The sequence below is a fragment of the Kouleothrix sp. 19917 genome (genome assembly GCF_057073505.1).
In genome coordinates, this window is sequence record NZ_CP097099.1 from 7286037 (window position 1) to 7303861 (window position 17825).

At 63.5% G+C, this 17825-nt stretch carries 15 protein-coding genes and 1 tRNA gene; 9 read left to right on the forward strand and 7 right to left on the reverse strand.

The window, feature by feature from the left end; translation table 11 throughout:
- Positions 1-257: 257 nt before the first annotated feature.
- Together M1P90_RS29355 and lon are read left to right on the forward strand one after the other, a co-directional pair.
- Entirely contained in the window at positions 258-746 is a 489-nt protein-coding gene (locus M1P90_RS29355; protein ID WP_483699253.1) for a MarR family winged helix-turn-helix transcriptional regulator, read from the forward strand.
- A gap of 232 nt (positions 747-978) precedes the next feature.
- On the forward strand, positions 979-3414 hold the full coding sequence (gene lon, locus M1P90_RS29360) for an endopeptidase La (RefSeq protein ID WP_483699254.1): 2436 nt from the start codon (positions 979-981) through the stop codon (positions 3412-3414).
- 66 nt (positions 3415-3480) lie between these two features.
- Here the strand turns inward: lon and M1P90_RS29365 are convergent.
- Positions 3481-3555 (reverse strand) — tRNA-OTHER (locus tag M1P90_RS29365).
- Positions 3556-3795: 240 nt separating this feature from the next.
- Between M1P90_RS29365 and M1P90_RS29370 the strand changes: the two genes are divergently transcribed.
- From M1P90_RS29370 to M1P90_RS29395, 6 genes are all read left to right on the forward strand, one after another.
- Complete coding sequence (locus tag M1P90_RS29370; protein WP_483699255.1) at positions 3796-4632, forward strand: hypothetical protein; 837 nt, start codon at positions 3796-3798, stop codon at positions 4630-4632.
- 40 nt (positions 4633-4672) lie between these two features.
- Positions 4673-5140, forward strand: a complete 468-nt coding sequence (locus M1P90_RS29375) for a CBS domain-containing protein (protein ID WP_483699256.1) — start codon at positions 4673-4675, stop codon at positions 5138-5140.
- 87 nt (positions 5141-5227) lie between these two features.
- Entirely contained in the window at positions 5228-6310 is a 1083-nt protein-coding gene (gene pdhA / locus M1P90_RS29380) for a pyruvate dehydrogenase (acetyl-transferring) E1 component subunit alpha (RefSeq protein ID WP_483699257.1), read from the forward strand.
- 3 nt (positions 6311-6313) lie between these two features.
- On the forward strand, positions 6314-7312 hold the full coding sequence (locus M1P90_RS29385; protein ID WP_483699258.1) for a pyruvate dehydrogenase complex E1 component subunit beta: 999 nt from the start codon (positions 6314-6316) through the stop codon (positions 7310-7312).
- Positions 7300-8604: a dihydrolipoamide acetyltransferase family protein gene (locus M1P90_RS29390; RefSeq protein ID WP_483699259.1), complete on the forward strand. Its 1305-nt coding sequence runs from the start codon at positions 7300-7302 to the stop codon at positions 8602-8604. The genes M1P90_RS29385 and M1P90_RS29390 overlap by 13 nt, the downstream gene beginning before the upstream one ends.
- Before the next feature lie 245 nt (positions 8605-8849).
- The gene (locus M1P90_RS29395) at positions 8850-9410 is read left to right on the forward strand and encodes a dTDP-4-dehydrorhamnose 3,5-epimerase family protein (RefSeq protein WP_483699260.1); all 561 of its coding nucleotides are present in this window, start codon (positions 8850-8852) and stop codon (positions 9408-9410) included.
- Between the two features lie 125 nt (positions 9411-9535).
- Here the strand turns inward: M1P90_RS29395 and M1P90_RS29400 are convergent, their stop codons facing one another.
- The 6 genes from M1P90_RS29400 to M1P90_RS29425 all read right to left on the reverse strand — a co-directional run bounded on the left by M1P90_RS29400 (position 9536) and on the right by M1P90_RS29425 (position 15501).
- Positions 9536-10495: a phosphotransferase family protein gene (locus tag M1P90_RS29400; RefSeq protein ID WP_483699261.1), complete on the reverse strand. Its 960-nt coding sequence runs from the start codon at positions 10493-10495 to the stop codon at positions 9536-9538.
- A gap of 120 nt (positions 10496-10615) precedes the next feature.
- Positions 10616-10990: a YraN family protein gene (locus M1P90_RS29405; protein ID WP_483699262.1), complete on the reverse strand. Its 375-nt coding sequence runs from the start codon at positions 10988-10990 to the stop codon at positions 10616-10618.
- A 226-nt stretch (positions 10991-11216) separates the two neighbouring features.
- The gene (locus tag M1P90_RS29410) at positions 11217-12470 is read right to left on the reverse strand and encodes a Glu/Leu/Phe/Val family dehydrogenase (protein ID WP_483699263.1); all 1254 of its coding nucleotides are present in this window, start codon (positions 12468-12470) and stop codon (positions 11217-11219) included.
- Between the two features lie 104 nt (positions 12471-12574).
- On the reverse strand, positions 12575-12970 hold the full coding sequence (locus M1P90_RS29415) for a YbaN family protein (protein WP_483699264.1): 396 nt from the start codon (positions 12968-12970) through the stop codon (positions 12575-12577).
- 190 nt (positions 12971-13160) lie between these two features.
- On the reverse strand, positions 13161-14744 hold the full coding sequence (locus M1P90_RS29420; protein ID WP_483699265.1) for an oligosaccharide flippase family protein: 1584 nt from the start codon (positions 14742-14744) through the stop codon (positions 13161-13163).
- A gap of 280 nt (positions 14745-15024) precedes the next feature.
- Positions 15025-15501 (reverse strand): DinB family protein, encoded by a 477-nt coding sequence (locus M1P90_RS29425; protein WP_483699266.1) that lies wholly within the window; start codon positions 15499-15501, stop codon positions 15025-15027.
- A 225-nt stretch (positions 15502-15726) separates the two neighbouring features.
- Between M1P90_RS29425 and M1P90_RS29430 the strand changes: the two genes are divergently transcribed.
- The gene (locus tag M1P90_RS29430) at positions 15727-17802 is read left to right on the forward strand and encodes a hypothetical protein (protein WP_483704707.1); all 2076 of its coding nucleotides are present in this window, start codon (positions 15727-15729) and stop codon (positions 17800-17802) included.
- Positions 17803-17825 lie beyond the last annotated feature (23 nt).

Here is a 17825-nt window from a genome sequence, read left to right on the forward strand (position 1 = left end):
ATTTTTTGCAAGCTATCAGCCATTTCATCACGTTACACGCCAATATATATCCATTGAATAGGCTGGCTGGACGCACAATGGAAGAGCGTTTCTCACATCCTCTAGCCGCGTGATAAGGCAAGCTTTGTGAAAAATTATTCGTGTGCTCAGAGGGTTTGCAGTAAACACCTGCCGGCCTTGCAGCAGTATAGGATCAATATACTTAACAATATTGAATATTTATGATATAATGTATTCCTTAGCTATGAGGAATATGCATGCACACAGACACAGACGATGCAGTGATCAATATTGAGCGCACGATCATGCAGCTAAGCTGGCTCGGGCAGCGCCAATTTATGCAGCTTCTGGCGGGCGATCGTTTTGACCTGACGGTGCCGCAATATCATACGCTTTTGCATCTGAAACACTGTAGCGGCATGTGCAAAATGTCGGATCTGGCGCGGGCCACACACCAGTCGGCGGCATCGCTCACCGGCATTGTTGATCGCCTGCTTGAGAAAGGGCTGGTTGAGCGCGGACGGCCCGATGATGACCGCCGCCAAGTGGTGGTTGGTTCCACCATGCGCGGGCGCGAATTGCTGGCAACCATCGAGCGCGCGCGCCGCGACACCATGCACCGCACGCTCGCGCACATTCCCGCGAGCCAGGTGAACGAGCTTCAGCGCCTGCTTGGCGTGATGCTGGAAGCGATGCTTGGCGCGCTCGAAGGCGACGAATCACATAACGATGCGCCGGGCGAATAGCATGTATATTCCTGGCGCGCGAAACTCGGTGAGTAGATTAACGGTGTACAAAACAACGCATTATCATCACGTAAAGGAGAGCGTCATCTTTCAGCCAGAAGTCATCTCACACTCGCCCAAGATGTGGTACCATGAGCGCGTGTAAAGAGCAGATTATCAGTAAAAAACAGAGTGTTTTTACTTCCTACATTGAGACGGCCCGGGCATCGTGCCTGAGAAGTGAGGACATACAATGACCAAACAGAAGCAGCCATCCGACACTATCGCGCAGTCGGGCGTATCCGAGGAGGATACCCCGGAGCGTGAGCTACCCCTGGTAGTGCTGGGCGAGATGGTGATCATGCCGCATATGACAGTTCCGCTGCAAGTGGGGCAGGGGAAGTCGTATCGGGCAATGGAACAGGCCTGGGACGAAGATCAGGAAGTGTTGCTTATTTTTGTCTCGGAAAGCGAGATCGAGAGCTATAAGAATGGCCAGCCGCAACAGTTCCCGCCGATTGGCGTGATTGCGCGCCTGGAAGAGTTCATCAAGCTGCCCGATGGCACGGTACGCATTATTCTGGAAGGGCTGGTGCGCGCGCGTTTGCTCGAAGCCGTGCAGGTCGATCCATTCTTCCGCGTGCGCTGCCACCCGCTCACCGACGCCGAGCCAGTGGGCATGGAAGTCGAAGCGCTGATGGACACCGTCAAGCAGCAGGTTGATGAGTTTGTCGATCATTTAGGCGAGGTGCCGCAGGACGCAGTGGCATTTGTGCATCGCATCGACAAGCCCGGGCACCTGGCCGATATTGTGACCTACGCGCCGGCCTTTGAGTTCACCGAGCGGCTCGACATTCTGAACGAGATCGACCCGGTGGAGCGGCTGCGGCGCGCGTATATGCTGCTGGCACGCCAGCTTGAATTGCTCAAGCTGCGCCAGAAGATCCAGCAGGACACCAAGGAAGTGCTCGACCAGAGCCAGCGCGAGTATTTCCTGCGCGAGCAGATGCGCGTGATTCGCCGCGAGCTGGGCGAGGATGAGGACAGCGACGACCCGATTGACGAGCTGCGCCGCAAGATCGCCGAGCTAAACGCACCCGATTATGTCAAAGAGCAGGCCACGCACGAGCTGAAGCGCCTGGCGCAGCAGGGCATGAACAGCCCTGAGGCTGGCGTTATTCGCACCTACCTCGACTGGATCATCAACCTGCCGTGGTCAGAGGAAGAAATTCCCGAGATCAGTATTGCGCAGGCGCAGGACGTGCTGGACGAAGATCACTACGGCCTGGAGAAGGTCAAGGAGCGCTTGCTGGAATACCTGGCGGTGCGCAAGCTGGCCGGCAGCCGCATGCGCAGCCCGATCCTATGCCTGGTGGGGCCGCCCGGCGTGGGCAAAACCAGTCTGGGTCGCTCGATTGCGCGGGCGCTAGGGCGTTCGTTTGTGCGCACCAGCCTGGGCGGCATCCGCGACGAGGCCGAGATCCGTGGCCACCGGCGCACCTATATTGGCGCAATGCCGGGCCGTGTCATCCAGGGCATGAAGACGGCAAAATCACGCTATCCAGTTTATATTCTCGACGAAGTCGATAAGATTGGGCAGGACTTCCGTGGCGACCCGACTTCGGCGCTGCTGGAAGTGCTCGACCCCGAGCAGAACAATACTTTCTCGGATCACTACCTGGAGATTCCCTACGACCTTTCGCAGGTGGTGTTTATTGCCACGGCGAACCAGCTCGATCCGATCCCGGGGCCGCTGCGCGACCGCATGGAAGTGATCGAGATTGGCGGCTACACCGAGGACGAAAAGCTGGGCATTGCGCAGGGCTTCCTGGTGCGCAAGCAGCGCGAGTTCCACGGCCTGACGAACGAGCAGCTGACAATCACCGACGCGGCGCTGCTCAAGCTCATTCGCGAGTATACCCGCGAGGCGGGCGTGCGCAACCTTGAGCGCGAGCTGGCGAGCCTGTGCCGCAAGGTGGCGCGCAAAGTCGCAGCTGCTGGCGACAACGGCGAAACGCCAACCAACTACGTGGTCGACGAAGCCGATATTGTCACCTACCTCGGGCCGGAGCGCTTCTCATTCGGGCTGGCCGAGGAGAAGGACGAGATCGGCGTGGCGACGGGCGTGTACTGGTCGCCCACCGGCGGCGATACGCTCTCGATTGAGGTGCTGCCAGTGCGTGGCAAGGGCGCGCTGCAGCTCACCGGCCAGCTTGGCGACGTGATGAAGGAATCGGCGCAGGCCGCGCTTTCCTACGCGCGCTACCGCGCCGAGCAGTTGGGCGTCGATCCGAACTACTTCGACGAGCACAACATCCATGTGCACGTGCCGGAAGGCGCGGTGCCGAAGGATGGCCCGTCGGCCGGCATTACCCTGACCACCGCGCTGATCTCGGCTATGACGGGCCAGCCAGTGCGGCGTGATGTGGCGATGACGGGCGAGGTGACCCTGCGCGGCAAGGTGCTGCCGATCGGCGGGCTGAAGGAAAAGACGCTGGCCGCACACCGCGCTGGCATCAAGACCTTTATTCTGCCAAAGGACAACGCCAAGGACATTAGCGAGCTGCCACAGAAGGTGCGCGACGACCTGCAGCTCATCCCGGTTTCGTCGATGGACGAAGTGCTGAAGATTGCGCTGGCGGGTGGGCAGCAGGATGGCGCACCAAAAGCCAAACCGCTCTCGTCATAGCGCGTCGGCAGGCGTAAACACGAACGCGGCCCTGTGTGAATTGTCCACACGGGGCCGCGTTTGCGTTGGCGGCAACGCCAGGATTTGAACCTGACCTTCCATCCCTGGATGTGCGAGCCGGAGAGTTACACTTGCGTTGCCGTGCTACTTCTATAAACGGAGAAGGTGGCATATTTCGATCCACAACGGATGCAAATGGCCGGGCTAAGTTGCACAGCCTACCCCTTTCTGCTATACTCCTGGCGAATTCAGCGTCACACCGCAGAATTGTGCACTTTTACACAGGTGGTCGTTCGCCGCCTGCGTGAGTGCGTCGCTGCGCGTGTGAAGGCACACAACCGGCACCCCATACTCAGAACCTGGAAAGCGAGCGCAGCTTTTTTGGCGCACCCACTAACTATCGTTGGTCACCTCGCACCCGACCTGGATTGCCTGACGGCGATCTGGATTCTGATGCGCTTCAACGGGGCGACTGACGCAGAGCTTGACTTTGTCCCGGCGGGCAGCACCTGGCACGATCAGCCGGCTGACGCCGACCCTCAGATTATTCATGTTGACACGGGCGGCGGGCGCTACGACCACCACCAGCGCAAGTCGCGCACGCTGTGCTCGGCTGAGCTTGTGCGGCGGGCAGTTGCGCCCTATGATCTCGCGCTGGAGCGCATGGTGCGCCAGGTGAGCCAGATCGACAACGCAATGGCCCCGGCGCACGAGATGGGATTCTTCAACATCAACGCGCTGATCACGGGCTACAACCTGATGTTCCCAACCCGCCCGCGGCACGTTGCCTTTGCAATGCTGCCCAACCTCGACGCCTGGTACGAGCAGGAAGCCCGCCAGATTCGGCTTGAGCAGGCATTTGCCCGCCGGCTTGAGTTCGAGACGCGCTGGGGCCTGGGTATTGCTATGGAAAGCGAAGACGGCGGATCGAGTAAACTTGCATACGGGCACGGCGCAGTGCTCTACGCCTACCGCGACGGAAACGGCTGGATGGGCATTGCTGCGCAGTCGCGCTCGAGTGTCGACTTGACGCCGGTGTACCAGGATCTGCGCAAGGTGGATGACGGCGCAGACTGGTATTTGCACCCAAGCACGCGACTGCTGCTGTGCGGCAGCGCAAAATCGCCGGCGCGCGCGCTTTCGCAGCTGAGCCTGGCTGGCCTGGTGCAGGTGATTCAGGGAAACCGGCCGGGGGCGCGCACCATCGCCCAACTGTAGGCGGATCCTGTGGCAACGATCGTATGGCAGGAGAAGAACAATGCAAGTTCGTGAAATTATGACCTCTGGTGTTATCAGCGTGCCGGAAAGCAATACCATTGAAGATGCAGCCCGCGTGCTTGCGCGCCATCGCATCAGCGGTCTGCCGGTGGTGAACGAGGCCGGCGCGCTGGTGGGGCTGGTGACTGAATATGACTTTATTTCCAAGCAAGGCGCGACCGTGGCCGACATTATGAGCCGCGGCGTGATTAGCGTCACCGAAGACACCGATGTCGAGGAAGTGGCGCACCTGCTGACGAACCGCCGCATTCGGCGCGTGCCGGTGCTGCGGGGGGATCGGCTGGTCGGCATTGTGAGCCGGTCGGATTTGATCAAGCAGATTGCGATGCGCTGGGTTTGCCCAGTGTGTGGCGAGGTTGTCAGTGGGCCCGAGGCGCCCGAGCAGTGCCCACGCTGCCACGCGCCCAAGAGCGTCTTCACCCACGAGACAATGCACCCGGGAATGTAGGCGCGTTCAGCACGCTATGGCGCAGCAGCCGGGTTGGAGGCACCCCGCTGTGCCCTGGCGTGTGTCTGATCTAAGGAGCGAGGAACCATGGCAAAACAACCCAAGCAGCCGGAGGCCCCCGGCGACGTACAACGCGACCTGTCGGGCGAGGATCCCGAGCAGCTGAAAAACTACTACTACCAGATGCTGCTGATTCGCCGCTTTGAAGAGCGCGCCGGCGAGATGTATACCAAGGCCAAGATTGGCGGGTATTGCCACCTGAATTTGGGCGAAGAGGCGACGATTGTTGGCTTGATGGCAGCGCTGGCACCCGAGGATTATATTTTCACGAACTACCGCGAGCACGGCTATATTATTGCGCGCGGCGTCGAGGCCGGGCCGGTAATGGCTGAATTGTTTGGCAAGGAAACTGGCGTCTCACGCGGGCGCGGCGGCTCGATGCACCTGTTCGATGCCGAAAAGCACTTCATGGGCGGCTACGCGATTGTGGGCGGGCAGCTGCCGCTGGCCACCGGCGCGGCCTATGCGCTGAAGTACCAGGAGAAAGATGGCGTGGTGGTGTGCCAGATGGGCGACGCAACCACGAACATCGGCGCGTGGCACGAATCGCTGAACCTGGCGGCGCTGTGGAAACTGCCGGTGATCTATTTCATTGTGAATAATGGCTACGGCATGGGCACCACCGTCGATGAAGGCGCCGCCGAGCCCGAACTGTATAAGCGCGGCGCGGCCTTCCGCATGCATGGCGAGCGGGTGGACGGGCGCGATGTGCTGGCCGTGCGCGATGCGGCCCTGCGCTTGCGCGAGCGCGCCCAGAACGAAAAAGAGCCGGCAATTCTCGAGGCGGTGAGCTTTCGCTTCCGCGGGCACTCGGTGATCGACGCCGACCGCTACCGCGACCCGGAAGAGGTGAAGCAGGGCCGCGCGCAAGACCCGATCTCCTTGTTTGCGCACCAGATCACTGAGGCGGGCGTGGTCGATGACGCATGGCTGAAGGCAACGACCGAGCGCGTTGAGAAGGAAGTGCAGGAAGCGATCGACTTCGCCGAAAAGAGCCCGAACCCCAAGATCGAAGACCTGTTCGACTATATGTATGCCAGCCCCGTGCCGAACACGCCCGGCCGCGAGGAAGCCGCCGCAATCGCCCAGCAAGCGCAAGGAGGCCGATAAGCCATGGCTGTGATGACCTATCGCCAGGCGCTCAACGACACACTGGGCGAAGAGCTGGCACGCGACAAAAACGTCGTTCTGATGGGCGAGGAGATCGGCAAGTTCCAGGGTTCGTACCGCATCACTGAGGGCTTGCAGAGCGAGTTCGGCAAAAACCGCGTGGTGGACACGCCAATTGCGGAAGAAGGCTTCGTGGGTCTTGCGGTTGGCGCGGCCATGCTTGGCATGCGCCCGGTCGTCGAGATCATGACGATCAACTTCATTCTGGTGGCGATCGACCAGATCGTGAACCACGCCTCGAAAATTCACTATATGTTCGGCGGGCAGGCGCGCGTGCCGCTGGTGATCCGCACGCCTTCGGGCGGCGTGGGCCAGCTGGCCGCCACACACTCGCAAAGCTTCGAGAACTGGTTCGCCTACTGCCCGGGCCTCAAGGTCGTCGCGCCGGCAACGCCCTACGACGCCAAGGGCCTGATGCGGGCGGCCATTCGCGATGACGACCCGGTCATTTTTATCGAGAGTCTGGCGCTGTACGACACCAAGGGCGAAGTGCCGCAGGACGAGGACTACACACTGCCGATTGGCAAGGCCGAGGTCAAGCGCGAAGGCACCGACATCACGGTGGTGGCCTACTCGCGCATGACAGTCGTGGCGATGCAGGTGGCGCAAAACCTTGAGAAGGAAGGCATCAGCGTCGAGGTGGTCGATCTGCGCTCGCTGCGCCCGCTCGACCGCGACACGATCATCAACTCGGTGAAGAAAACCAACCGCGCCGTCGTGATCGAAGAAGACTGGTATTCCTACGGCATTGGCGCCGAGATCGCCGCGACGATTCAGGAAGGCGCGTTCGACTACCTCGACGCGCCGGTGCTGCGCGTGGCCGGCGTGGAAGTGCCGCTGCCCTATGCCGCCAAGCTCTCGCAAGCATCCAAGCCCGGCGCGCAAGATCTGATCAACGCGATTCACCGTGTGCTGGAAGGAGGCAAACGATGGCAGAAGTAACCATGCCGCGCCTGAGCGACACCATGTCGGAAGGCTCGGTCGGGCGCTGGCTGAAGAAGCCGGGCGACAAAGTCGAGAATGGCGATATCATCGCCGAGATCGAGACCGACAAGGCGACCATGGAGCTGCAGTCGTTTGAAAGCGGCACGCTGCAGAAGATCATCGTCGAAGAAGGCAAGGTTGTGCCGATTGGCGAGGTGATCGCGATCATTGGCGATGGCGCGGCCCCAGCCGAAAGCGCGCCCGCCGAGAGCGCGCCGCCCGCCGCCGAAGCCGCCCCGGCCGAAAAGCCCGCCGAAGAGCCCAAGGCCGAGGCGCAGCCCGCGCCAAGCGCGCCCGCAGCCGCCGCGCCACAGGCCAGCAACGGCCAGAGCGATGGGCATATCAAGGCCTCGCCGCTGGCGCGCAAGATGGCCGCCGAGCGCGGGATCGACCTGAGCCAGGTGCAGGGCACCGGGCCGGGCGGGCGGATCATCAAGGAGAATGTCGAGAGCTTCCAGCCCGGCGCAGCCGCCCCGGCTGCCCAGCCAGCCGCGCCCGCCGCAGCCCCGGCCGCAGCGCCCGCGCCACAGGCGGCACCTGCCCCGGCACCAAACGCCGCCGCCGAGCCGCTGGGCCGCATGCGCCGCGCAATCGCCCGCGCCATGAACGAATCGAAGCCGGGCGTGCCGCACATCTATGTCACGGTCGAGGTCGACATGGGCGCGGCAATGGCCTTGCGTAAACAGATCAACGACAGTGGCGCGTCGGATGTGAAGGTCTCGGTGAACGACCTGGTGGTGAAAGCCGCGGCCAGGGCGCTCGTCAAGCTGCCGGCCGTGAACACCAGCTTTGCCAGCACCAGCGAGGGCCAGCCGGGCGTGGTCAAGCACAGCGGCGTGAACGTCAGCGTCGCCGTGGCGCTCGACGACGGCCTGATTGCGCCAGTGATCAAGGACGCCGACAAGAAGAGCATTGGCACGATCGCCGCCGAGGTCAAGGACATGGCCGCGCGCGCCCGCGAGGGCAAGATCAAGCAGAACGAGCTTGAAGGCGCGACCTTCCAGGTGACCAACCTGGGCATGTACGGCGTGGTCGAGTTTGGCTCGATTATCACCGTGCCGCAGGCGGCCTCGCTGGCGGTTGGCGCGGTGCGCCAGGTGCCGGTGGTGCGCGGCGGCGAGATCAAGGTTGGCGAGATTATGAACGTGACGCTCAGCGCCGACCACCGGATTGTGGATGGCGCGGTGGCGGCGCAATACCTTGCCGAGCTGCGCAAGCTGCTCGAAGCGCCAATGAGCCTGCTGGTGTAAGAGCCAAGAACCGACAAAGGGCGTATGCTATACGCCCAGACCGCACGGGCGTATAGCATACGCCCAGAACGCACGGGCGTATGCTATACGCCCAGAACGCACGGGCGTATAGCATACGCCCAGAGCACAGGCCCAAGAATCAAGAACCAGGAGGCGCGAAACGCTTCCTGGTTCTCGTTTTTTGATTCTCTGCTATAATCGCCGCCAGCACAACAAGAACAATTCGCAAGGAGCAAGGCCCAGCCATGACCGCTGTTTCACGAAATACCCAGCCAATGCACGCAAACGACGTAACAATTGAATGGCTGCAAAGCCTCCAATATCAGATCCAGCCAGCCTCGCGCCCGCCAACGATTGAAGGCGTGATCGTGAAGGATCTGCGCGCCAACGTCGATGGGCGCGGCGATGTGATCGAGCTCTGGAGCCGCCCGTGGGTCGAGGCCGAGGGCATGGTGATGCCGGCGCATGTCTACCAGAGCGCGACCGACTATGGCGTGGTGAAGTGCTGGCACCTGCACGACCTTCATACCGACCAGTTCACTGTGACGCGCGGAAAGCTGCAGGTGACGCTGGTGGATATTCGCCCCGGCTCGCCAACATTTGGGCATGTGAACCCGATCATTCTGGGCGGCCAGCGCCCGCGCCTGATCAAAATCCCGCCGATGATTATGCACGGCTGGAAGGCGCTCAGCCAGCCCGAAGTAATCGTGGTGAACCTGCAGTCGCACGTCTACGACCCGGCCGACGAGTTCAAGTTCCCGTGGGACTGCGTGCTCGAAGAGGTGTGGGAGCCGAAGAACGGCTAGTGAGCGCGGGGGATGGGGAATAGCGGCAACGCCTTCAAACTTCCTCTGTATGTTCGCGCAATAAAACTACGCACCACGCACTACGATTTTGGCATTGTAGTGCGTGGTGCGTAGTTTTATTCAGGCTACGTCGCAGCAGCAGCCGCAATATACGCCTCGTTCTCGGCGCGCCAGACGGCTGGCTCGCGCCACGCCGGGTCGGGCGCGTCGCCGATATAGCCCCACGCCTGAATCGCCCACCAGCCCAGCACAATCGCCTGAAGGCGCGCAAGGTCGGCGGCGGCTGGCACAGACATGCCGTGGCGGGCGCGAATGGCAGCCTGCCGCGCAACAAGGTTGCGACAGCCGGGTCGCGCCGGGTCGGCGTTGAGGATTTCGGGCTTGGCCGGCTCGCAGGCCCAGGGCATAAGCGTCGGGTGGTAGTCGATCAGCAGGGCGGTGCCGCCGGGCGGTGCTTCTCGGCACAGCGCGTTCGCCATGTGCAGGTCGCCATGGCAGACGGTTGGCTCGCACACGCTGTTTACCCATTCCCAGTCAGCAACGACGCGCCGCAGCACCAGTGCAGCCGGGCCGGGCGCATTCCGCTGCACGCCGCGCTCAAGCTCGGTGGCGAGATCGGCCACGCGCAGTTCGCCCAGCACCCCGGCGGCCTGCGCAGCCGGCGCAAGCGTGCGCGCAACGCGCTGGAACTCAACCCCGGCTTCCAGCAGCATATCGAACTCGCGGCCATGCCAGCCGGGGTGCAAGCCATTTTCCACGATCTCCCAGACCACCCAGCCAAGTTCCTCATTCGCCACGCGTTCGCCAGCCGCGTAGACATGCGGAATCAGCGCAGGGTACTCGCGGGCGAGCGCGCGCGTCCACCACAACTGCCCCGGCTCGACATTCAGCTTCACCAGCACCGGCTCGCCGCTGGCGCGCAGATGCGCGGCGAAGTGCAGGGCGCTGCTGCCCCACTCCTGCGGGTTCGGCTGAAGATCGGTTACAACTGCAGTGAGCGACGGCTCGGCCAGCGCGCAGCGGTGCAGATAATCGATCACTTCGGGCGTTTTGATGATGCAATGGCGCTCGTCAAGAACCTGCATGGCTGTCCCGATTCATATTATTAGAACGATAACCACCAAGACACCAAGGCACAAAGATCAGATGAAGGTTGTGCAGCATCGCGCAAGTCTCTTTTGCCCCTGCTGTTTATCAGTTAGAATTTATGCTTCTTCAACTGCGTCGCGGATATGGTTCACGCGGCCAACGCGCCCCGAACGCTCGACATCAACCGCGACAACATCGATGCGCCAGAGAGTCGTGTCGGGCAGGGAATGAGCTTCAAGGAAGGTATAGGCCAGCGCGCTCAGGCGGGCTTGCTTGGCCGCGCCGACCGACGCCTCGGCCACGCCGCCGGGCTGGCCGCGCCGCGTGCGCACTTCCACAAACACCAGCGCCGCGCCGTCGCGCATGACGAGGTCGAGCTCGCCAAGGGCGCAGCGCCATTTGCGCGCCACCAGCGTGTAACCCTGGCGCTGCAAGTAGCCGGCCGCCACCTGCTCGCCAAAATCGCCAAGTTTCACGCGCATGTCGGGCATGGGCTTCTTTCCAAAATTCGCTCGCAAAATGACGAGCTATGTTCTTGGCTGGTAGTGCGTGGTGCGTGGTGCGTATTGTGTGAGCCTGATTTCAACCGCGCTCATCGTCCGTGGTCGTCCGTGGTCGGTCTTCGGGCAAAAACATGAGCCACAGAAAGCGCATCGTCACGGAAAACTCAGTGCTCTGCGCGCCTGTGGCTCAATCAGCGTTCGCCGCTCGAACGCGCTACGGGTAGATGCCGCGCGTCAGCGTCGAATGCGCCACGCGCTCGACGGCCAGCAGATAGGCGGCGGTGCGCAGCGGCACATGCCACTCCTGCGCCTTGCGCAGCGCCTGCTGGAAGGCGTGCACCATTACGCGCTCAAGCTGGGCATTGACTTCGCGCTCGGTCCAGAAGAACTCCTGCAGGCCCTGCACCCACTCGAAATAGCTGACGGTGACGCCGCCCGCGCCCGCCAGAATATCGGGAATGACAAAGATGCCACGGTCGTAGAGGATCTCGTCGGCGGCGGGCGTGACCGGGCCGTTCGCAGCCTCGCCAATCACACGCGCCTTGATGCGGGCGGCATTTTCGGCGGTGATCTGGTTTTCCAGCGCGGCGGGAATCAGCACGTCGCAGGGCAGTTCGAGCAAGGCCGCGCCGCTAATCGCCTCGGTGTTCGGGAACCTGGCGACCGCGCCAGTGCGCGCCTTGTAGGCCAGCAGATCGCTGATCGGCAGGCCGTGCGGGTTATAGATGCCGCCGCTGGTGTCGCTCACCGCAACCACCTGCGCGCCCAGCTCATCGAGCACACGCGCGCACGCGCTGCCAACCTGCCCAAAGCCCTGAATGACGACCTTGGCATTGGTAATGTCCATGCTCAAGTGGCGCGACGCCTCGCGCAGCACGTACACCAGCCCGCGGCTGGGCGCGTCCACACGCCCCTGCGAGCCGCCGACGTTGATTGGCTTGCCGGTGACGACGGCGGGCACGGTGTGGCCGGCCTGCATGGAGTAGGTATCCATGATCCAGGCCATTTCCTGCGCGGTGGTGCCAACATCGGGCGCGGGAATATCGCGGTCGGGGCCGATTAGCAGCGAGATCTCGCTGGTGTAGCGGCGCGTCAGGCGTTCGAGCTCATTTTTGGAAAGCTTCTTGGGGTCGCAGATGACGGCACCTTTAGCCCCGCCGTAGGGAATATTGACCGTGTTGCATTTCCAGGTCATCCACATCGCCAGCGCGCGCACTTCGTCGATAGTGACATCGGGATGGTAGCGAATGCCGCCCTTGGCCGGGCCGCGTGTGATATTGTGCTGCACCCGGAAGCCAGTAAAGACTTCGATGCTACCGTCATCCATTTTGACGGGGAAGTTGACGGTGAGCTCGCGCTGGGGAACACGCAAAATGCGGCGCAGGCCAGGATCGAGATGCAGCATCTCGGCGGCAATATCAAACTGGCGCTGGGCATTGTGGAAAGCATTGACCGACTCGGACGCCATTGGATTCCTCCTCATTGAGTGTCGATTCGCACCATCGGCGCGGACCACATTGTCCGCTGGAAAGAGCACGCGCAGGTAGAACGCATTGGAACACGCTCACGCAGCTAGGGCAATTCAATCGGTGGCAGCGCCCGCTCGGGCGCGTGCTGGCCGAAGCGCGCCGCAACGTGCCGGTGCAGGCGCCGGCTTTGGCGCGAGTACCGATGTTGCGCGTGCAGAGCCAGCCGCCCGGGGCGCGCCAGCCAGGGCCGCTCGTGGCGGGCCCAGCGGCGCAGCCCACGCTTGATCACAAGCGCGCTGCGGCGAATAAGCCAGTTGCGCCGGCCAACCAGGGCGATGCCGATCACCAGAAACAGCACGCCTTGCAGCACCGGCAGCACCAGGCCGACCAGGCCCAACGCAATAAAGAACCAGCCCAGCACCTGGCGCAGCACTGGCCAAATCAGCCGGCGCGCGCGGCCCCACCATAATTGAAATCGGCTTCGCTGCTTGTGCTCCATGCTATCAGTATAGCATAGGCAGTGCCGCACAGCTTGAGAATTTGGTGAACAAGCGCGGCGTTTGGATGGCTACCTTGTTCACTCCAAATTCGCAACCATAAAGACGCGCTGCAAGCTACGCACTTGGCGTTGCGATGCGCCGTGCATAATCGAAATTGTTTACGCCAATGTGGAGTGCCGCCTTCGCAGCTTATGCGCGGCCAAGCACGCGCCGCACCAGGGCGCGCTCTTCCGCGCCAAATGCGCCCAGCAGCCACAGCGCCGCCACGTACACCGGCGCAGCGATCAGGCTGGCCAGCAGCCCTTGCGGCCCCAGGTTATACACCGCCAGCATGGCCGCGCCCATAATCAGCGCGGCGGCGGCCGGCCGCCAGGCCAGCGCGAACATATTGGGCAGCGCCCCGGCGCGGCGCAGAATGCGCAGGAAGGGCAGCACCAGCACGGCCTCGGTAATGACTGTCACAATCGCGGCGAACACATAGCCGTTGACGGGGTCGCGCGCGATCAGCACAAAATTCAGCCCAACATTCGCCAGCGTGGCCAGCCCAAACGCCACGGTGATGGCGCGCTGCTCGCGCAGGGCGATCAGCACATATTGCGTGACGCCGTTGAAGTAGGACAGCGGCAGGTACCAGATCAGGATCGCCAGCGCGACGGCTGCGGCAGGCAGGTAGGCGTCGCCGCCGAGCAGCAGAATGAGCTGGCGCGAGAGCACCATCACGCCGACGGCCAGCGGCCAGGCCAGCAGCTGCAAGAGCGCTGCCGCCTGCCGGTAGGTGCGCAGCAGGGCAGGGCGGTCGGTAGCGGCGTGGCGCGCCAGCACGGGAAAGAGCGCGGCGACAAAGTAGGGCGGCACGATCTGGGTCATGCCGATCCACTTATAGGCAGCATCATACGCGCCCACCACCGAGTCGGTGCTGTAGCCGCGCAGAATGAGCGCATCGAACTTGAAGAACACGCCAAGCAGCAGGCTGTTGAGCATGAGCGGGAAGGCTTCGTGGAGCAGCGCGCGCGCCTCGGGCCAGTTCCACTCGATGTGGAAGCGGAACAGCAGCCGCTGCTGGAGCGCAAAGAAGATCGCGCTGTTGATGGTGGTGACGACCAGCGCCAGCGCGGCCAGGCCCACCACGCGCCCGCCAACGTCGGGCACCAGCAGGAACATGAGCGTGCCGAGCAGCACTTTCAGCACGTTGGTGACGAGCGCGATTGAGGCGGGGATTTCCATGCGCTGAAAGGCTTGAAACGACGCCGAGCAGGCCGCCGCCAGCGAGGACGGCAGCAGGTGCAGCACCAGCACGGCCAGCGCAAGCACCGAGGCAGCACTCAGCGGGTTGCCGATGGCCTGGTAAATGCCGACGATTAGCGCGGCGGCGGGCGCCATGAGCACGGAAAGGCCGCAGCGCAGCAAGAAGGTGATGCTGAACAGGCGCGGCGCGCGCGTGTGGTCGGCAGCGACTTCGCGCACGGTCAGGTCGTTCAGCCCCCAGTTCGTGAGCGTGACGAGGTAGAGGCTAACGATGGTGGTGACGACACTGTACGCGCCGTTGCCGGCCAGCCCAAGCGCGCGCAGCGTCACCGCCGCAAATCCGAGGTCGACCACTTTGTTGATGAGGGTGGCGGCAATCGGCAGGGCGCTGTTCTTCAGCACGCGGCGGGCGGTGTTGCTCTCGTCGTCGCGGTAAAAGCGCTGCCAGAGCCAGGCGGCCAGCCCCAGCAGCGGCAGCAGGCCGGCGGTGCCGATCAGGAACAGGATTGTTTTGGTGGTGAGTTGCATATCGGCGGATTATAGCAAACTTTCGACGGCGGACGAATGACCGACGAAAGCTTGCGTCCTGAGTAGCACGAAGTGCGTATCGAAGGGCGACGAACGACCAAATAGTTCACCACAGAGACACAGAGGCACGGAGGTTTTGGTTTACTGATGGCCGACGACCGACGGCCAGGGCGTGTTTAACCGCAAAGAGCGCAGAGGGCGCAAAGTTGGTGAGAGAGGAAAGTCGTGTGGCTTTCAACCTGCAACCTGCAACCTGCAACCTGCCAACTGCGCACACACCCTATGGCTCAGCCGCCAGCGTGCGCCGAATCTGGTCGAGGTGGCCTTCACCGTGCGCAGCATACAGCGCGAGCTGGTCGTCGAGCGAGACCGGGCCATTTTCGGGATGCAAGCCGGTGCGCGCCCAGGCGTCGGTGGGCAAGTTTTCCCAGAAGGTGACCCAGCGCGCGTGCAGCGCGTGCAGCAGCGCCAGCGAAGTGCTCAGGTCGGCGCTCTGGGCGTCGGGGAAAGCAGCCCACTGATCCTGATCGTAGGGTTTGAGCGTGGGGTGATCTTCCGTTGCGATGAGCTTGCAGCGCACATAGGAGTTCATATGCGAGTCGGCGAGGTGATGCACATTTTGCGCCACAGTCCACTCGTTCGCAAGAAAATGCGTGGTGAGCTGGGCGCTGCTCAGGCCGCCAACAAGGGCGGCGAGGCGTTCGGGCAGGGCGCGAATCGTGTCGATCAGGGCCTGGCGGTCGGCGGTGCTGGGCATAGGAGTGTGTTCCTCTCACGGGCTGTTTAGGCGGGCAGGCGTGCCACCACCTGCGGCGGCGCCCGCATGATACTACCGCCATGCAGAATCAACCACTTCGATTTTGCGCGGCGGCAAAATTCGTCCAAAAATCACCCCCCAAAAAAGCCCTGGGCGCCGTTCATCATAGGAAACCAGAAAAAGATGAACTTGGGCGCGCGAACTGCGCCCAGGGAGCCAGGCTTGATGCTACCAGATTATGTCCAACGCGCGGCCCTGCTGGGATTGCTGCACGACCTGCCAGCTGTGCTGCGCCGCTATGCGCCCGCAACGCGCGGGCTGGGCGGTGTGCTGGAGCTGGCGCTGCCAGCGAACGCAGCCGAGCTGGCGCTGATCGAGCGCGCCAGCGCGTATGCGGCGGCGGGTGGCGCAAGCGCGCCGCTGGTGGCCGAGCCGCTGCGCGCCGTGCTCGCGCGCGTGCAAGGCGGCGAAGAGCCCGCAGGCTGGGTCGCGCTTGGCAACCAGCCCGAGGCACTCCCGCGCGGCGAGGCCCCGGGCGATGCCGCGCGGGCGGAGTTTGTGGCGGCAATGTGCGACACACTGGCCGGGCTGGCCGCCCAGCTCGACCTGCATGATTTCGCGCAGAGCTACCCGGCGCTGCTGGCCTGGATGGAGCAGTTTGGGCGCGGTCTACCTGCCCACCGCGACGATCTGCCGCTGGCGGCGCACGCCCGGCTGGCGAGCGCGGCGGCGGCCTGCCTGGCGCAGCAGCCCGACGGCGCATTTGGCCTGGTGGGCATGGCGCTGGTGGGCGAGCGCGGCTACTGCCTGGGCGCAGCCGGCAACCTGGGCCGGCTGTGCGCGCGCGCCAGCTTGCTTGCGGCCCTGCGCGAGGCGCTGGCGCACACCGTGGCCGAGCGCCTGGGCGTGCCATTCGGCAACGCCATCGTGCACGAGGGCGAGCGCTGCGTGCTGCTGGTGCCGGCCGGGGCGGGCGCGCTGCTGGCCGAGCTTGAGCGCGAGCTGAACCAGCAGCTCTACGCTGCCTTTGCTGGCGAGCTGGCGCTGGCGCTGGCATTTGTGCCACTAGCCGAATCGGAGGCAGCATTCGGCACGGGGCTGGCCGCGCTGGCCGCGGCAATGGACATTGCTGTGCTGCAATCCGGGCGCGGCGCGCTGAGCGACGCGGGCGGCTGGCGCGAAGATGCCTTTGTGCTGCGCGATCACAGCTTTGCCACACAGCCGCCCTGCGCCGGCTGTGGCCGGCTGCCCGGCAGCGCGGCGGGCGGCTTCTGCCCACACTGCGCACGCGACGAACGGCTGAATACGGTGCTGGCTGGCGCTGGCGTGCTGGCGTTTTATCGCGCTGCTACCACGGGCAGTATTGAGATTTTACCAGGCTGGCACCTGCTGGCAGTGGCGGATGGCGCAGCACCACCCGGCACACCCACCCTGCTTGCACCGCTTGGGGAAGCCTTCCCAGCAACACGGCTGGATGCGACTGGCCGTTTGCCGGTGGCCGAAACAGGCGCGCCGTTCGGCCTGGCGGGAAATGCGGCGTCCGCGCCTGGGCAGGCCCAGCTTGGCTATGCGCAGATCCAAATCGAGCCATTACGCGCATTCATGCGCAAACGCCCAACATCCTGGAACGCCGCTCATACGGTTGCGCTCAGCCACGAGCTGGCGCTGCTGCGCACACGCTGGCTGCGCCACCACCTCAACTCACCACGCTACCGCGCTTTCGCCACGATTGGAATCGGCGCAACCACCCTGCTGCTGGGGCCCTGGGATCAGGTCGCCGCGCTGGTGCTCGAATTCCGCAACCTGCTGCGCCGCGCCAGTGGCGGCGCGCGCCCGGCCTGCGCGGCGGGCGTGCTGATTGCCAAAACCGGCTACCCGCTGGCGCGCGCCATCGCCGAAGCCGACACCATGCACGCCCGCGCACAGCTTGGCGCGGCGGAGTTCCGCGACCGCATCACGCTGCTGGGCGACACCGTCGAGTGGGGCGAGGCACCCGCGATTTTTGCCGAGGTTGCGCGGCTTCAGCCGCACGGGCACACGATTGGCGCGCCACTGCTGCGCGATCTTGCAGCATACGGGCGCTTGCAGCGGCTTTGGCGCGAAGCCGGCCGCACCGAGGGTTTGCGCTACAAAGCGCTGTTCACCTACAGTTTGGCGCGCGCGCTGCGGCGTGGCGATGCCGAACTCTACCGCTGGGCCGACGAGATCATACGCTCGCTTCACGGCACCGGCGACAACATTGCACTGCGCCATATTGGCGTCGTTGCAACCTACTTGCTGCTTTCGCGGCACGACGATTAGCCGCAGGCAGCCCATGGAGGGCA

Excerpts from the sequence above, each read along its gene's own strand:
- M1P90_RS29400 (WP_483699261.1), bottom strand. The coding sequence starts at position 10,495 with ATGCAGGTTCTTGACGAGCGCCATTGCATCATCAAAACGCCCGAAGTG.
- M1P90_RS29430 (WP_483704707.1), top strand. The coding sequence starts at position 15,727 with ATGCTACCAGATTATGTCCAACGCGCGGCCCTGCTGGGATTGCTGCAC.
- M1P90_RS29390 (WP_483699259.1), top strand. The coding sequence starts at position 7,300 with ATGGCAGAAGTAACCATGCCGCGCCTGAGCGACACCATGTCGGAAGGC.
- M1P90_RS29395 (WP_483699260.1), top strand. The coding sequence starts at position 8,850 with ATGACCGCTGTTTCACGAAATACCCAGCCAATGCACGCAAACGACGTA.
- M1P90_RS29425 (WP_483699266.1), bottom strand. The coding sequence starts at position 15,501 with ATGCCCAGCACCGCCGACCGCCAGGCCCTGATCGACACGATTCGCGCC.
- M1P90_RS29410 (WP_483699263.1), bottom strand. The coding sequence starts at position 12,470 with ATGGCGTCCGAGTCGGTCAATGCTTTCCACAATGCCCAGCGCCAGTTT.
- M1P90_RS29415 (WP_483699264.1), bottom strand. The coding sequence starts at position 12,970 with ATGGAGCACAAGCAGCGAAGCCGATTTCAATTATGGTGGGGCCGCGCG.
- pdhA (WP_483699257.1), top strand. The coding sequence starts at position 5,228 with ATGGCAAAACAACCCAAGCAGCCGGAGGCCCCCGGCGACGTACAACGC.
- lon (WP_483699254.1), top strand. The coding sequence starts at position 979 with ATGACCAAACAGAAGCAGCCATCCGACACTATCGCGCAGTCGGGCGTA.
- M1P90_RS29375 (WP_483699256.1), top strand. The coding sequence starts at position 4,673 with ATGCAAGTTCGTGAAATTATGACCTCTGGTGTTATCAGCGTGCCGGAA.
- M1P90_RS29355 (WP_483699253.1), top strand. The coding sequence starts at position 258 with ATGCACACAGACACAGACGATGCAGTGATCAATATTGAGCGCACGATC.
- M1P90_RS29385 (WP_483699258.1), top strand. The coding sequence starts at position 6,314 with ATGGCTGTGATGACCTATCGCCAGGCGCTCAACGACACACTGGGCGAA.
- M1P90_RS29405 (WP_483699262.1), bottom strand. The coding sequence starts at position 10,990 with ATGCCCGACATGCGCGTGAAACTTGGCGATTTTGGCGAGCAGGTGGCG.
- M1P90_RS29420 (WP_483699265.1), bottom strand. The coding sequence starts at position 14,744 with ATGCAACTCACCACCAAAACAATCCTGTTCCTGATCGGCACCGCCGGC.